Raw genomic sequence first — 15,191 nt, forward strand, 5'->3', positions numbered from 1 at the left:
CCATGCACAGGGGCTTCTTTTGTCGCGTGTGCGGCATTATGACGGAGTTACCCCTTGGAGATGTGAATCTGCGAGGTAGGCGATAAGGAGCGCCCCGCCAGGCGGCGCTCAAAACGCGAGCGGATTAATCTTCATTCGCTTCGCATTGCGGGCCAGCACGTCATCGAGCGTCGCCATGGTCTTAGCCTTGGCATCCAGCGCAGATGCAAGGTGCAGCGCATCGCCCGCACGGAGCCCCGCGGACGCATCCAGGGTTAGCACTGCAGCGCGATGGAATGTCTGCGGTTCGACTGGCAGTAACTGTAGGTCGCCAGCACACAGGCGTTCGAATGCCTGCCATGCAGATGCCCCCTGTTCGACCGACAGTTGTTTTGTCCGCTGCTTGATGCCAAGGGCGCTCGCGAATTCGGTAACACACCACGCGGCAGAGGCCATTTCTTCGGTACACGCCGCGTACCACTGCGAAACAGCGGGACTCATTGGCTCATTCACGCAGAGCGCCACCAGTACACTCGTGTCAACGTACACCATCAGTAGCGCGCTCCGTGCCGCAACTCCTTCATGACCGATTCCGTCATCGGCATCGCCTCGCGAGTCGACTCCAGTTCTTGCGCGAAAGCCTTCCGGTCCCATTTGGCCGCACGAATGCTTATACCGCCATCCACGGTCAGGTTGGCCTGCACTTGGTCGCCCTCCTTGAGACCAGCGTGGCGAACGTAATCAGCGGGGATACGTAGCGCGAGGCTATTGCCCCATTTCGCGATTTGCAGGTTCACCGTCGCCCCCTTTGATATACATTAACGTATATACATACTAGCGCATCGCTGATTCCGGGGCAACCTGTAGCCAGGAGCAAACGTGCGCCGGCTACCGATGCGGCAGAAGCACCCAGGCCATCCGAAACGTGCGGAGGTCGGTCCCGCGCACAGACTAGCCAACCGCCACCCGGTGGGTCGTGAACAACAGACATCAAACCAAAAAAAGATGCCCTATGGCTACAAGATCCAGGAATTGACGGATCTTGTAGCCATAGGGCATCAAACATTCAGTTTGCACGGCCGTGGCTCGTCAGCGCATGCGAGCCCTCAAACCTGGCGTCAGATCTCCACCTTGGTACCAAGCTCAACCACCCGGTTGGCCGGGATCTGGAAGAAATCCGAAGGCTTGGCGCCGTTCTGATGCATCCAGGCGAACAAGCTCTCGCGCCACATCGACATGCCCGGCAGCTTTGAAGGAATGACCGACTCGCGTGCGATGAAGAACGACGTCTCCATCAACTCGAACTGCATATTGAGCTTGCGCTGGGCCAGGTCCAGCACCCGCTGCACGTCCGGTGTTTCCTTGAAGCCGTATTCTGACTTGAGGATAAACACGCCGCCGCCAAGGTCCTTGCACGTGAGGCGATGATCGTCGTCCACGTAGGGCACGTCGCGCGTCACAAAGCTCAGGAACACCACGCGTTCATGCAGCACGCGGTTGTGCTTGAGGTTGTGCAGCAGCGAGACCGGCACCGACTCCGTATTGCCGGTCAGGAAGACGGCCGTCCCTTCGACCCGGTGCGGTGGGTGAGCCAGCAGGCCGCCGATGAAGGGTTCGAGCGGAATGCCATCCTCCAGGCTGCGCGCGCGCAGCAGCTTGCGGCCGCTGTGCCAGGTCATCAGCAGGAAGAAGGCGCTGCCGCCCATCAGCAGCGGGAACCAGCCGCCCTCGGCGATCTTCAGCAGGTTGGCGGAGAAGAAGGCCAGGTCGACCAGCAGGAACGTCAGGCCGATCAGCGTCACCAGCACCGGGTTCCATTTCCACACATTGCGCATGACCACGGCGGCGAGGAAAGTAGTGATCACCATGGTGGTGGTCACCGCGATGCCGTAGGCAGCCGCCAGATTGTCGGACTTCTTGAAGGCCACCACCACGATCACCACCAGCACCAGCAGAAGCCAGTTGATGACCGGCAGGTAGATCTGGCCGATTTCCGCGTCCGAGGTATAGCGGATGCGCATGCGCGGCACGAAGCCAAGCTGGATGGCCTGGCTGGTCAGCGAGAAGGCACCCGAGATCACCGCCTGCGAGGCAATCACCGTCGCGCAGGTGGCCAGCAGCACCATGGGGATCAGCAAAGGCTGCGGCACCATCAGGTAAAACGGGTTGCTGATGGCTTCGGGATTCTGCAGCAGCATGGCGCCCTGGCCGAAATAGTTGAGCATCAGGCACGGCATCACCACCGCGAACCAGCCCATGCGGATCGGACGGATGCCGAAGTGGCCCATATCGGCATAGAGCGCTTCCGCGCCGGTCAGCACCAGGAACACCGAGCCGAGCACCACAAAGGCCTGCAGCGAATGCTCCATCAGGAAAATGACCCCATAGTACGGATTCACCGCCATCAGGATCCCGGGCGCATGCACCATGTGATACACGCCCAGCGCGCCGAGCGCCACGAACCACACCATCATGATCGGCCCGAACAGCTTGCCCACCGCGGCGGTGCCGCTGCGCTGGATCATGAAAAGGGCCACAAGGATCACCAGGGTGATCGGTATGACAAAGTGAGAAAGCCCGGGCGCGGCGATTTCCAGGCCCTCGACGGCGGACAGCACCGAGATCGCGGGCGTGATCACCGCGTCGCCATAGAACATGCAGGCGCCGAAGATGCCGAACATCATCAGCAGTTTCGCCATCCGCGAACGCGGCGCGGCGGTGCGCAGCGCCAGCGCCATCAGGGCCAGGATGCCGCCCTCGCCGTCGTTGTCGGCCCGCATGACGAACATCACGTACTTGAGCGACACCACGATGATCATCGCCCAGAACAGCATGGAAATGATGCCCATCACGGCCGCGTCGCTGAAGGGAATGCCATGCTCGCTACTGAAGCACTCCTTCAACGCATACAACGGACTGGTACCGATATCGCCGAAGACGACACCGATTGCCCCGATCACCAGCGCGCGCCTGCTGGGACTTTCTACAAAATAATGACTGGTGGTTGCGGGCTGGGTCATGGATAAAGGTCTGGTTGAAGGGCTCGCGCAACGCCCTCGGCACACGGCGCGTGCGCCTGATCGGGCGCAACGGCAACGCGCCGCTATTGCATTGCACAAACGCGCGCCATTCTAGATGAAGTGCCGGGTGGCGACCACTGGGAGCGTCCCGCCTGGAAACCCGCCATATGCTGATGACGCGTCAAGCATGAGAGGGAAGTCCCGGCCGGTCAAGCGCTTTGCGCGCCTTGAACCACAAACCTGGCGGAGCCATGCATGCGTCTTGCCGTTGCTACACCACCACAATTTGTGTCGATTTAGGCACAATTAGACACCTAAATAGCGATCCAGCAGGCCCGGTTGCACCGCCAGTTCCGCGGCGGGACCGTTCATGACAACCGCGCCCTTCTCCAGCACCACCACGCGGTCGGCATTAGCCAGTACCGTGCGGTAGTTGCGGTCCACCACCACGGAGGCAATGCCGGTGGCGCGCACGGTGGCGATGACCTGCCAGATCTCGGCGACGATACGCGGCGCCAGGCCTTCGGTCGCCTCGTCCAGGATCAGGCAATCGGGATTCGTCATCAGGGCGCGCCCGATCGACAGCATCTGCTGCTCGCCGCCGGAAAGCTGTTGCCCGCCATGGCCAAGGCGCTCCTTGAGACGCGGAAAGAGATCCAGCACCCTTGCTTCGTCCCAGTCCAGCCGTCCTGACGGGCCCTTGCGCGCCGCCATCACCAGGTTCTCGCGCACGGAGAGGTTGGGGAAAATCCCACGCCCTTCGGGCACATAGGCCACTCCCAGGCGCGCCACCTCATAGGGCTGCGCGCGCGAAACGTCGCGCCCGGCGACAAGAATGGTTCCCTCGCGCTGCCGCACATGGCCCAGCAAGGTGCGCAGCAACGTGCTCTTGCCCATGCCGTTGCGCCCAAGCAATCCCACGGTCTCGCCCGCGCCAACGCTGAAATCGACCCCGCGCAGGACATGGCTGCTGCCATACCAGGCGTGCACGCCGCTCGCTTGAATCATCGCGCTCATGCCGCTTGCTCCCTGCGTGGCGCCGCTTGCACGGGGGTCGCCCCCCCCTCCTCGCCCTCTTCGCCAAGATAAGCCTGCTGGACTTCGCGGTTGACGCGGATCGCGTCCGGTTCGCCCGAGGCGATAACGGCGCCGTTGACCATCACAGTGATACGGTCGGCGACCGAGAAGACCGCCTCCATGTCGTGCTCGACCAGCAATACCGCATGGCCATCGCGCAGCGAGCGCAACAGGGCCAGCATGCGCGCCGACTCCTCCGCGCCCATGCCCGCCAGCGGCTCATCCAGCAGCAGCACGGTAGGTTGGGTGGCCAGGCACATGGCGACCTCGAGCTGACGCTTCTGGCCATGCGACAAGGCCGTGGCGACGGTATCGGCACAACCCGCCAGGCCAGCGCACTCCAGCGCCTCGTCGCCCAGCGCGCGGCTGGTGCGGCAGCGCTGCGCGTCTTCCCACAGCCGCCAGGCCCGCTGCGCGCGCGACTGGGCCGCCAGCCGGCAGTTCTCGCGCACCGTCAGCGGCAGGAAGATATTGTTGCGCTGGTAGCTGCGGCCAACGCCTTCGCGCGCCAGGCGCGGCTGCGACCAGCCGGTCACGTCGCGCCCCTGCAGTTGCAGCCTGCCCGACGAAGGCGGCAGTTCGCCCGACAGCATATTGATCAGCGTCGACTTGCCCGCGCCATTGGTGCCAATCACCGCGTGGATCTCATGCAAGGCGAGGTCGATATCCACGTCGCCCACCGCCGTGAGGCCACCGAAGCGGCGGGTCAGCTTGCGGGCCGACAAGACAGGTGCATTCATCGGGATCCCCCTTGGCGCCGGCGCGCAACCCCGCGCGCCAGGCTGACCAGTCCATGTGGCAGCAAGGCCACCGCCACGATGACGAAACCGCCCATCAGCAGTTGCCAGTGCTTCGTCAGCGTGCTGAACCATTCCGCGAGCAACACGAAGGAAAAGGCGCCCAGCACCGCCCCGGCCAGGCTTCCGGCGCCGCCCAGAATCACCATCAGCATGGCGTTGCCGGACTGGTGCCAGGATGCGATCTCCGGATTGACGAAGCCATACTGGATGGCATACAGATAGCCCGCCAGGCCGGCAAACGTGCCGGCCACCACGAAGGCGCCGAGCTGATAGCGGTAGGTGGCGTAGCCGGCGGCGCGCATGCGCTGCTCGTTATGCTTGATGCCCACCAGCGCATGGCCGAAGCGCGAGCGCAGCACCACCGCCAGGCCGGCCACCGTCAGCGCCAGCGCGCCGAGCACCAGCCAGTAGAAATGCGTGACGTCGTTGACATCGAACGGCCGCGCCCCCAACAAGCCGAACTCGGGCCGGAAATAGATATAGGTGCCGTCGCTGCCGCCTGCGATCTTGGTGTCGTGGAACACGAAGTACACCATCTGGGCGAAGGCGAGCGTGACCATGATGAAATAGATGCCGCGCGTGCGCAGCACCAGCGCGCCCACCACTAGCGCCAGCAGCGCCGCCGCGCCAAGCGCGCCCAGCAGCAAGAGCCAGCCATTGCCCGGCCCGGCCTGCGGCGCCATCATCGCGGTGGCATAGGCGGCCATGGCGAAATAGGCGGCGTGACCCAGGCTGACCAGCCCGCTGTAGCCGATCAGCAATTGGAGCGACAGCGCGAAGATGGCCATGATCATGACCTTGCTGAGCAACTCGATATAGAAACGTTGCCCGTCCGCATTCAGCAGCAGCGGCAGCACCGCCAGCACGGCAAAGGCCGCCAGCCATCCCAGGCCGCCCAGCAAGTGCGCGGACCCGCCACGCGCGCGCAGCGGACGGTCCAGTGCGTTGATATCGCTCGGCATATCCTTACCCCGCCTTGAACAAGCCCTGGGGTTTCCAGAGCAGGATGAGTGCCATCAACAGGTAGATCAGCACGCCGGAGGCCTCCTGCCAGAACACCTTGCCGAATGTGTCGACAAAGCCCAGCAGCAGCGAGGCCACCATGGCCCCCTTGACCGAGCCGATGCCGCCGATCACCACCACCACGAAGCACACGATCAGCACCTGGCCGCCCATGCCGGGATAGACCGAGGACACCGGTGCGGCGATCATGCCGGCCAGCACCGCCAGCGCCACCCCGAGGGCGAACACGAAGCGGTACAGCACCGTGACGTTAATGCCCAGCGACTGCACCATCTCGCGGTTGGTCGCACCGGCGCGGATCATCATGCCCAGCCGCGTGCGGCGGATCACCAGGTACAAGGCCGCGGCCACCAGCAGGCAAATCGCCGAGATAAACAGGCGATAGACCGGATAGGTCATGTCGTTGCCGATCGGCAGCGCCCAGTCGAGCATCGCCGGCACCGTCACGCCGTGCACGTCGTCGTCCACCAGGATGCTGCGCATCTCTTCGAACACCAGGATCAGGCCGTAGGTCATCAGCACTTGCTGCAGATGCTCGCGCTCGTAGAGGTAGCTGAAAAACACCCACTCCAGCACATAGCCGAATGCCACCGCCAGCACGATGCCCAGCGGGATGGCGATCAACAGGTTGCCGGTCAGCCCGGCCAGGGTGAAGGCCAGGTAGGCACCCAGCATGTAGAAGCTGCCATGGGCAAGATTGATCACGCCCATGATGCCGAAGATCAGGGTCAGGCCGCTCGCCACGAGGAAGAGCAGCAAACCGTACTGGATGCTGTTAAGGCACTGTATGAAGAAGGAAACGATATCCATGGATATCCATGCGGCAAAGCGGCAACTCGGTTGCGGTATGCGGCTCCGCCGCTACCGGCCCGGACGGGACACGGCATGGCGGGCCGGACTTCTGCCCGGTGCCGCGGGAGCGGCGCCGGGCCACAGCATTCAACCGTTCAGAGACGGCAGCCGCGCGCCGGATCGGCCAGCCCCTTTACGGCAATCGCGCCGACCTTGTTCTCGCGGCCGTCCACCTTGCGCAGGTAGAAATCCTGCACCGGATTGTGCGCCTTCGACAGCGTAAAGGCGCCGCGCGGGCTGTCGACCTTGGTCTGCTCCATCGCCTTGATGACCTCGGCCTTCTTGGTCATGTCGCCCTTCACCGCGCCGGCGCCGGCGGCCAGCAGCTGGGCGGCGTCGTAGCCTTGCACGGCGTACACGTCCGGCTGCAGCTTGTAGGTTTTGGCGTACTCCAGGCGGAAGCCCTTGTCGCGCGCGTTGGACAGGCCATCGGCATAGTGCAGCGTGGTTTCCAGGCCTTGCGCCGCATTGCCCTGCGCTTCCAGCGTGCCGTCGGTAAGGAAACCCGAGGCGTAGAGCGGGATCTTGTCCTTGAGGCCCGCCGCGGCCCAGTCCTTGACGAACTTCACGGCGCCGCCGCCGGCAAAGAAGACGAACACCGCATCGGGCTTGATCGACGCCACCTCGGTGATCAGCGCCTGGAACTCGACGTTGGGGAACGGCAGGCTCAGTTCTTTCACCACCTTGCCGCCCTTGGCTTCGAAGGCCTCCTTGAAGCCCTTGACCGACTGCTCCCCGGCCGCGTACTTCCAGGTCAGCGTGACCACCTTCTTCATGCCGCGTTCGGCCAGCACGTGGCCCATGGCATAGCCCGGCTGCCAGTTGGAGAACGAAGAACGGAAGATATTGGGGCCGCACAGCGGGCCTGTGGCTTCGTCCACGCCCGCATTGGGAATGATCAGCAGCGTGTTGTTTTCCTTGGCTACCTTGACGATGCCCATCTGCACGCCGGAGTGTACCGTGCCTACCACCACATCGACCTGGTCGCGCTTGATCAGCTTGGTAGCGTTCTCCGGCGCCTTGGCGGGATCGGACTCGTCGTCCACCTTGAAGTACTCGATCTCACGCCCGCCCAGCTTGCCGCCCTGCTCCTGCACGTACATCTTGAAGCCATTCTCGATGGCATTGCCGAGGGAGGCGTAAGTACCCGTGTAGGGCAGCATGAAGCCAACCTTGATCTTGCCGGTGCCTTGGGCGCTGGCGCCCGCGGCGAAGGCGAAGGATGCAGCAATGGCAAGGCATGCGGGCGCCAGCCCGCGCGATGTGAAGCGATGCATGGATGTCTCCTGGTGGTCAAGCCGACTTCCGTCGCCTGGGCCGGCATCGCCGGCCTGCGGGCTTCCGGGCGACTCGCGGCAATCGCGGACTTCGCGAACTGCCGGAATCGCTGGAAATGCAGGCTAACGTGCAGGGGGCGCGAAATTATTTTAGGTATGAAGTATGCGCCGTTATAAACCGGACCGCCGCATCCGTCAACGGCCCTGGCTGGTCGCGGTGCGGCGAGTGGCCGCATCGCGGGAGTTTAAGCAGGACGGTTTGTGGCGCATATCGATGGATACCCTCAATCTGTGCCATGGTGCCGTATTCGTCGTCTTCGCCTTGCACGGCGAGCACAGGGCAACGCAATTGCGGCAGCAAGGGCCGCAGATCGAAGGCGCGGAAGGCGGGATCGAGCCAGATGTCGTTCCAGCCCCAGAAGGCCGAATCCACGTCGGCATGATGGCGTGCCAGCTTGCTGCGCAGATCGGTCTGCAGGTAGGTTTCGCGGGTGGCCCGGATGCTGTTCACCGACACGTCCTCGACCATGATGTGAGGCGCCAGCACGGTGATCCCGTCGACTGCCTGCGGGAAGCTGCCGGCGTAGATCAGGGCGATCGAGCCGCCGTCGCTGTGACCGAACAGCCAGGGCATGCCGCGGCTGCGGCCGGGCCCGATCTGAAGTGCATCAAACAGCGCCGGCAAGGCCTCGCTCGCTTGCCGGTGCATGAAGTCGACGCCCCACTTTTCCTCCGCGGGACGCGGCGTGGAGCGGCCATAGCCATAGCGCGACAGCACCAGCCCGCGAAAATCGCCGGCCTCGCACAGGGCGGCCGGATAGTCGCGCCACATGCTGATTGAACCCAGCCCTTCATGCAGGAAGACCACCAGCGGGCGCTCCTGCCGGTCCGGGCGCAGCCACTGCACTTCCACCTGGATACGGCGGCCGTCGAAAGGAATTTCCACCAACTCGCTTTGCATGCTTTTGCCTTTGCCTATGTCTTTGTTTCTTGCCTTGGACTTTGATTCTCAGCCCCCGGCCTGCGCAGCTTCCTCGCGCTGGCGCAGGCGGAAACGCTGGATCTTGCCGGTGGCCGTCTTCGGCAACTCGGCCACGCATTCGATCTGGCGCGGATATTTGTAGGGAGCCAGCCGCGACTTGACAAAGACCTGCAACTCCGCCGCCATGTCCTCATGCCACGAGTGGCCGGGGCGCATCACCACGAAGCCCTTGGGCTTGACCAGCCCGTCGGCATCGGTCACGCCGATCACCGCGGCCTCCAGCACGGCCGGGTGCTGCGCCAGCACCGCCTCCACCTCGAATGGCGAGACATAGATGCCGCCCACCTTGAGCATGTCGTCGCTGCGCCCGGCGTAGATGAAATAGCCGTCCGCATCCTGCAGGTATTTATCGCCACTGCGGGTCCATTCGCCAACGAAGGTGTCGCGGCTCTTGTCGCGGTTCCCCCAGTACATCAGCGCGGCGCTCGGCCCCTTGATAAAGAGGTCGCCGATCTCGCCCGGCGCGCACGGCTGACCCGCTTCGTCGAGCAGCTTCAGCGCATAACCGGGCACCGGCTTGCCGGTGGTGCCGTAGCGCACGTCGCCGGGACGGTTCGAGAGAAAGATGTGCAGCATCTCCGTGGAGCCGATCCCATCAAGGATGTCGCAACCAAAATGCGCCTGGAAACGATCGCCCATATCCTTGGGCAGCGCTTCTCCCGCCGAGGTGCAAAGCCGCAGTGCGACGTCCGCCCGCGCGGGCAGGTCGCTTGCGGCCAGCATGCCTGCGTAAAGCGTCGGCACGCCGCAGAAAACCGTGGGCCGGTGCTCGCGCAGGCGCCGGAAAACAGCCTGCGGCGTGGGGCGCTCGGCCATCAGCACCGTGGTGGCGCCAACAGCGAGCGGGAACGTCAGCGCGTTGCCTAGGCCATAGGCAAAGAACAGCTTCGCCGCGGAAAAAACCACATCGTCTTCACGCAGGCCGAGCACCTGGCGCGCATAGAGATCGGCGGTATGAAACAGGTTGCCATGCGTATGCACGGTGCCCTTCGGCCGCCCCGTGGAGCCGGACGAATAGAGCCAGAATGCAATGTCGTCCGGTCGCGTTGCGGCAGCGCCTTCCAGCGGCGCGCCCTGCCCTGCCATCCCGGCCACGCTGGGCGCCGGGCCGGCGGATGCGTCATCGGGGCCGGCCAGCATCAGCGCGGGATCCGTGCCGGCCTTGCCGATAGCCTCGCGCATCGTGGCGGCCAGCGGCGCCGACACCACTACCGCGCGCGCGCCGCTGTGCTCCAGCATATAAGCGTAGTCGTCGACCGTCAGCAGGGTATTCACGGCCACGGGTACCACGCCAGCCAGCAGGCACCCGAGGAAGACCGTGGGGAAATCGATGGTGTCGAGGGCACACAGCAGCAAGCGCTCCTCCGGGCGCACACCGGACGCCAGCAGCGCGGCGGCAAAACACCGGCTGCGCCGGTCGAGCGCGGCAAAGGTGAGCGTGCCGGCATCGTCCACATAGGCGAGCTTGCCGGCGCGGGCGGCGGTGAGGTTGCGCGTCAGCAGGTCCGCGGCCGCGTTGTACCGTGCCGGCAGCACTGCGACGGCAGCCGGCGGCAAACCCGCGCCGGCCACCGGGGACGGGGATGCAACAGGGGGCGTCATGTCTCCACTCCTCGATGCCGTCCCCCGGTCAAGCTTGGTCATGGGGAAACGGAGTCAGGTATTTGTTGTGTCTTCTGTTCTTTCTTTTGTTGATGCATTTTATTGCATATCAACTATTATGCAAGCAGAGTAATGCACTATATGACACGAGCGTACTGTCCCTTATAATCGCAACCCCGATCCGGATGCCTCCCGGATCTCATTGACACGTAAAAGCCGTCCATGCGCCGCGATCCAGATCCCCTGCTGGCCCCAGACTCCTCCGACTCCCGCCCTGCCGGCGAGCGCGATCCCTACCTGACGCAACTCGGGGAGCGCATTCGCTCGCTGCGCGCTGCGCGCGGCATGTCGCGCAAGGACCTGGCTCGCGGCGCGGAGGTTTCCGAGCGCTATCTCGCCAACCTGGAAACCGGTACCGGCAATGCTTCCGTGCTGCTGCTGCGGCAGGTCGCGCGCGCGCTCGACGTGCCCCTGCCGGTGGTGCTGGCGGAGATGGAAACGCAGCATGCCCCCGGCGGCCAGCCGGCCTCCGAATTCTCGCAACTGGTGCAATGGCTGGCGCAACTGCCCGCCGGTGACCTGGCGCGCGTGCGCGAAGCCTGCCATTACGCGCTGGCGCCGTCGGCGTCCCATGACCTGCGTCATCGCCGCATCACCTTGATCGGGCTGCGCGGCGCGGGCAAGTCCACCCTCGGGCGGGCGCTGGCGGCGGCAATGGAAGTACCCTTTGTCGAACTGAACGGCGTCATCGAGCAGGAAGCCGGCGCCAGCCTGGCAGAGATTCACTCGCTGTACGGACAGGCGGCCTACCGCCGCTACGAGATGCGCGCACTCGAACGCGTGCTGCGCGAGCACGATCGCATGGTGCTTGCCACGCCTGGCAGCCTGGTCTCGGAGCCCTCCACCTTCAACCTGCTGCTGGCGCGCTGCTACGCGGTCTGGGTAAAGACTTCGCCCGAGGAGCATATGGCGCGCGTGGTGGCGCAAGGTGACATGCGCCCGATGGAAGGCAACCGGGAGGCCATGGACGATTTGCGCCGCATCCTGCAGGCGCGCACCCCGCTCTACTCGCGCGCCGATGCGACGATCGACACCAGCGGCCAGGATCCCAACACCTCCCTGCAGGCACTGCGCGCCCAGCTCCGCGTGCTGGGCACCTGAGCGGCGGCGCTGGCTGCCGCCCGGCGTGCCAGCCCGGTCTGAAAGTTATCGCACAAGGATTGCGCCGTCCGGATTTGTGCACTATATTTCATCACAGAGGATGATCGACAATATAGTGCATAAAGGAGACAACAATGTCCGCCCCGGCCGTCCCTGCCACCACCGCGCATCCCCCCATCACTTTCGAACGCGACCCCGCGACATATCGCCACTGGAAATTGGCGTTCGACGGCCCGGTCGCCACGCTGTCCATGGATGTCGACGAGGACGGCGGCCTGCGGCCCGGCTATGCGCTCAAGCTGAACTCCTACGACCTCGGCGTGGATATCGAACTGCACGATGCCCTGCAGCGCATCCGCTTCGAGCATCCCGAGGTGCGTACCGTGGTGCTCACCAGCGCCAAGGAACGCATCTTCTGCTCTGGCGCCAACATCTTCATGCTCGGCAAGTCGTCCCATGCCTGGAAGGTGAACTTCTGCAAGTTCACCAACGAAACCCGCAACGGCATCGAGGACGCCAGCCGCTACTCAGGCCTGAAATTCATCGCGGCCTGCAACGGCACCACCGCCGGCGGCGGCTATGAGCTTGCCCTGGCCTGCGACGAAATCGTGCTGGTCGATGACCGCTCATCGGCCGTCAGCCTGCCCGAAGTGCCGCTGCTCGGCGTGCTGCCGGGCACCGGCGGCCTTACGCGCGTCACCGACAAGCGCCGCGTGCGGCGCGACCATGCCGACATCTTCTGCACCACCACCGAGGGCGTGCGCGGACAGAGGGCACTCGAGTGGAAGCTGGTCGATGCCGTGGTGAAACCGGCGCGGTTTGCCGAACACGTACAACAGCGCGCGCTTGCGCTTGCCGCCGACAGCGACCGCCCCGCGGACCAGCCGGGCGTACGGCTCACGCCGCTGTCGCGCAGCCACGATGCGCACGGCTACCGCTATGACACCGTCCAGGTACACCTGGACCCGGCTGCGCGCAAGGCAACGCTAGCGGTATTCGGCCCCCGCAAACAGCAGCCGCAGACGCTAGCCCAGATCCTCGCCGCTGGCGCCGACTGGTGGCCGCTGAAGATGGCGCGCGAGCTCGACGACGCCATCCTCACGCTGCGCGCCAATCATCTCGACATCGGCATCTGGATTCTCAAGACCGAAGGCGACCCGCATCAGGTCCTGGCCACCGATGCCCTGCTGGAAGCGCATGCCGGCCACTGGTTCGTGCGCGAGACCATCGGCATGCTGCGGCGCACGCTGGCGCGCCTGGAAGTTTCCTCCCGCACGCTGTTCGCGCTGATCGAACCGGACTCGTGCTTTGCTGGCACCTTGCTGGAACTGGCGCTGGCTGCCGACCGCAGCTATATGCTGCACCTGCCCGACGCGCCGGACGACGCGCCGCGCTTGTTCGCCTGCGCTGCCAACTTCGGCCGCTACCCGATGGTCAACGGACTGACGCGGCTGGCCGCGCGCTTCTACCAGGATGAGGCCGCGATCCAGGCCGTGCAGGACCATGCCGGCGCGCCGCTAGACGCCATCAGCGCCGCCTCGCTGGCGCTGGTCACCGCCACGCCCGACGACATCGACTGGGAAGACGAGATCCGCATCGCCATCGAAGAGCGCGCAAGCCTGTCGCCGGACGCGCTGACCGGGCTCGAAGCGAACCTGCGCTTCGGGCCGGCGGAAACCATGGAGACCCGCATCTTCGGCCGCCTCACCGCCTGGCAAAACTGGATCTTCAACCGGCCCAATGCCATTGGCGAACACGGCGCGCTCAAAGTCTTCGGCTCCGGCAACAAGGCCCGCTTCGACTGGGACCGCGTCTGAACCGGCACTCGCAAGTGCAACACGCGACAAGACAAAAGAAGATAAATAGAAGACAAAAAGAAAACCAGGAGACATCCCGTGAGCATCGACTACAGCCAGAAGATCCCCAACAACGTCAACCTGTCGGATGACCGCGCGCTCCAGCGCGCGCTGGAGCACTGGCAACCTGCCTTCCTCGACTGGTGGCGCGACATGGGGCCAGAGGGCTCGCACCAGCACGATGTCTACCTGCGCACCGCGGTCTCGGTCGATCCTTCCGGCTGGGCGCACTTTGATCACGTCAAGATGCCCGACTACCGTTGGGGCATCTTCCTCCAGCCCGCCGATCCCGCGCGCCGCATCCATTTCGGCGAGCACAAAGGCGAGGCGGCCTGGCAGGAGGTGCCGGGCGAGCACCGTGCCAACCTGCGCCGCATCATCGTCACCCAGGGCGACACCGAGCCAGCCTCGGTCGAGCAGCAGCGCCATCTTGGCATGACCTGCCCCTCCCTGTATGACTTGCGCAACCTGTTCCAGGTCAATGTGGAGGAAGGCCGCCACTTGTGGGCCATGGTCTACCTGCTGCACCGCCACTTCGGCCGCGACGGGCGGGAAGAAGCCGAAGCGCTGCTCGGGCGCCGCTCCGGCGACGAGGACAACCCCCGTATCCTCGGCGCCTTCAACGAGCGCACGCCCGACTGGCTGGCCTTTTTCATGTTCACTTACTTCACCGACCGCGATGGCAAGTTCCAGCTCTGCGCGCTGGCCGAATCCAGTTTCGATCCGCTGGCGCGCACCACGCGCTTCATGCTGACCGAGGAAGCCCACCATATGTTCGTGGGCGAATCCGGCGTCTCACGCGTGATCCAGCGCACCTGCGAAGTGATGCGCGAACGCGATATCCGGGATCCGGCCGAGGTCCGCGCGGCGGGCGTGATCGACCTCGAAACCATCCAGCGCTATCTCAACTTCCATTACAGCGTGACGATCGACCTGTTCGGCGCGGACCAGTCGTCCAACGCCGCCACCTTCTACAGCGCCGGGCTCAAGGGCCGCTTCGAGGAAGGCAAGCGCAACGACGACCACGTGCTCAAGGGCGACGTGTACCGCATCCTCGATATCCAGGACGGCCGCCTGGGCGAGCGCGAGGTACCCATGCTCAACGCGCTCAACGAGGTGCTGCGCGACGACTACATCAAGGATTCCATCGGCGGCGTGGCGCGCTGGAACAAGGTGATTGAAAAGCACGGCATCGACTTCCGCATGACGGTGCCGCACAAGGCGTTCAACCGCAAGATCGGCAGCTTTGCCAACGTGCATGTCTCGCCCGCGGGCGAATTGCTTACCGAAGGCCAATGGCAGGCGAGTGAACGTGAATGGCTGGCAACGGAAGAAGACCGCGCCTTCGTTGCCTCGCTGATGGGCCGCGTGACCGAACCCGGCAAGTACGCCAACTGGATCGCGCCGCCGATGGTCGGCGTCAACCGCCAGCCCATGGACTTTGAGTACGTGCGCTTCAACTGACGCAACGACTGACCCACCGGCAACGTTCGGCGCAGCGG

The 15,191-nt window shown here is 64.6% G+C and carries 13 protein-coding genes; 3 read left to right on the top strand and 10 right to left on the bottom strand.

Going from position 1 to position 15,191, the window contains the following annotated elements:
• Positions 1–108 precede the first annotated feature (108 nt).
• The 10 genes from AC1DS6_RS32180 to AC1DS6_RS32225 all read right to left on the bottom strand — a co-directional run bounded on the left by AC1DS6_RS32180 (position 109) and on the right by AC1DS6_RS32225 (position 10,672).
• A complete protein-coding gene (locus AC1DS6_RS32180; protein ID WP_441631240.1) occupies positions 109–531 on the bottom strand; it encodes a type II toxin-antitoxin system VapC family toxin in 423 nt (140 codons plus the stop codon).
• Positions 531–776 (bottom strand): AbrB/MazE/SpoVT family DNA-binding domain-containing protein, encoded by a 246-nt coding sequence (locus tag AC1DS6_RS32185; RefSeq protein WP_052686225.1) that lies wholly within the window; start codon positions 774–776, stop codon positions 531–533. Before AC1DS6_RS32185 ends, AC1DS6_RS32180 begins: the two co-directional genes overlap by 1 nt.
• Positions 777–1,097: 321 nt before the next feature.
• A complete protein-coding gene (locus tag AC1DS6_RS32190) occupies positions 1,098–2,999 on the bottom strand; it encodes a potassium transporter Kup (RefSeq protein ID WP_035860122.1) in 1,902 nt (633 codons plus the stop codon).
• A gap of 306 nt (positions 3,000–3,305) precedes the next feature.
• A complete protein-coding gene (locus AC1DS6_RS32195; RefSeq protein ID WP_441631243.1) occupies positions 3,306–4,016 on the bottom strand; it encodes an ABC transporter ATP-binding protein in 711 nt (236 codons plus the stop codon).
• On the bottom strand, positions 4,013–4,816 hold the full coding sequence (locus AC1DS6_RS32200; RefSeq protein ID WP_441631245.1) for an ABC transporter ATP-binding protein: 804 nt from the start codon (positions 4,814–4,816) through the stop codon (positions 4,013–4,015). Before AC1DS6_RS32200 ends, AC1DS6_RS32195 begins: the two co-directional genes overlap by 4 nt.
• A complete protein-coding gene (locus AC1DS6_RS32205; protein WP_441631247.1) occupies positions 4,813–5,838 on the bottom strand; it encodes a branched-chain amino acid ABC transporter permease in 1,026 nt (341 codons plus the stop codon). The genes AC1DS6_RS32200 and AC1DS6_RS32205 overlap by 4 nt, the downstream gene beginning before the upstream one ends.
• A 4-nt stretch (positions 5,839–5,842) precedes the next feature.
• Positions 5,843–6,709: a branched-chain amino acid ABC transporter permease gene (locus AC1DS6_RS32210; protein ID WP_441631249.1), complete on the bottom strand. Its 867-nt coding sequence runs from the start codon at positions 6,707–6,709 to the stop codon at positions 5,843–5,845.
• Positions 6,710–6,846: 137 nt separating this feature from the next.
• The gene (locus AC1DS6_RS32215; protein WP_045241734.1) at positions 6,847–8,028 is read right to left on the bottom strand and encodes an ABC transporter substrate-binding protein; all 1,182 of its coding nucleotides are present in this window, start codon (positions 8,026–8,028) and stop codon (positions 6,847–6,849) included.
• Between the two features lie 145 nt (positions 8,029–8,173).
• Positions 8,174–8,989, bottom strand: coding sequence for an alpha/beta fold hydrolase (locus tag AC1DS6_RS32220; RefSeq protein WP_441631252.1), 816 nt, complete (start codon positions 8,987–8,989; stop codon positions 8,174–8,176).
• Positions 8,990–9,037: 48 nt separating this feature from the next.
• Entirely contained in the window at positions 9,038–10,672 is a 1,635-nt protein-coding gene (locus AC1DS6_RS32225) for a benzoate-CoA ligase family protein (RefSeq protein ID WP_441631254.1), read from the bottom strand.
• A 222-nt stretch (positions 10,673–10,894) separates the two neighbouring features.
• On the opposite strand from AC1DS6_RS32225, the gene AC1DS6_RS32230 reads away from it, so the two are divergent.
• The 3 genes from AC1DS6_RS32230 to boxB all read left to right on the top strand — a co-directional run bounded on the left by AC1DS6_RS32230 (position 10,895) and on the right by boxB (position 15,153).
• Entirely contained in the window at positions 10,895–11,833 is a 939-nt protein-coding gene (locus AC1DS6_RS32230) for a helix-turn-helix transcriptional regulator (protein ID WP_441631256.1), read from the top strand.
• Positions 11,834–11,967: 134 nt separating this feature from the next.
• A complete protein-coding gene (boxC, locus tag AC1DS6_RS32235; RefSeq protein WP_477103932.1) occupies positions 11,968–13,650 on the top strand; it encodes a 2,3-epoxybenzoyl-CoA dihydrolase in 1,683 nt (560 codons plus the stop codon).
• A 78-nt stretch (positions 13,651–13,728) separates the two neighbouring features.
• Positions 13,729–15,153 carry a benzoyl-CoA 2,3-epoxidase subunit BoxB gene (gene boxB, locus AC1DS6_RS32240; RefSeq protein ID WP_441631260.1) on the top strand — a complete coding sequence of 475 codons (1,425 nt, stop codon included), beginning with the start codon at positions 13,729–13,731 and terminating at the stop codon, positions 15,151–15,153.
• Positions 15,154–15,191 lie beyond the last annotated feature (38 nt).

It is taken from the genome of Cupriavidus sp. 05L310 (assembly GCF_056398185.1).

Coding starts and splice junctions, on each gene's coding strand:
- AC1DS6_RS32225 (WP_441631254.1), bottom strand. CDS start 10,672: ATGACGCCCCCTGTTGCATCCCCGTCCCCGGTGGCCGGCGCGGGTTTG.
- AC1DS6_RS32205 (WP_441631247.1), bottom strand. CDS start 5,838: ATGCCGAGCGATATCAACGCACTGGACCGTCCGCTGCGCGCGCGTGGC.
- AC1DS6_RS32200 (WP_441631245.1), bottom strand. CDS start 4,816: ATGAATGCACCTGTCTTGTCGGCCCGCAAGCTGACCCGCCGCTTCGGT.
- AC1DS6_RS32230 (WP_441631256.1), top strand. CDS start 10,895: ATGCGCCGCGATCCAGATCCCCTGCTGGCCCCAGACTCCTCCGACTCC.
- AC1DS6_RS32190 (WP_035860122.1), bottom strand. CDS start 2,999: ATGACCCAGCCCGCAACCACCAGTCATTATTTTGTAGAAAGTCCCAGC.
- AC1DS6_RS32195 (WP_441631243.1), bottom strand. CDS start 4,016: ATGAGCGCGATGATTCAAGCGAGCGGCGTGCACGCCTGGTATGGCAGC.
- AC1DS6_RS32210 (WP_441631249.1), bottom strand. CDS start 6,709: ATGGATATCGTTTCCTTCTTCATACAGTGCCTTAACAGCATCCAGTAC.
- boxC (WP_477103932.1), top strand. CDS start 11,968: ATGTCCGCCCCGGCCGTCCCTGCCACCACCGCGCATCCCCCCATCACT.
- AC1DS6_RS32180 (WP_441631240.1), bottom strand. CDS start 531: ATGGTGTACGTTGACACGAGTGTACTGGTGGCGCTCTGCGTGAATGAG.
- AC1DS6_RS32215 (WP_045241734.1), bottom strand. CDS start 8,028: ATGCATCGCTTCACATCGCGCGGGCTGGCGCCCGCATGCCTTGCCATT.
- AC1DS6_RS32220 (WP_441631252.1), bottom strand. CDS start 8,989: ATGCAAAGCGAGTTGGTGGAAATTCCTTTCGACGGCCGCCGTATCCAG.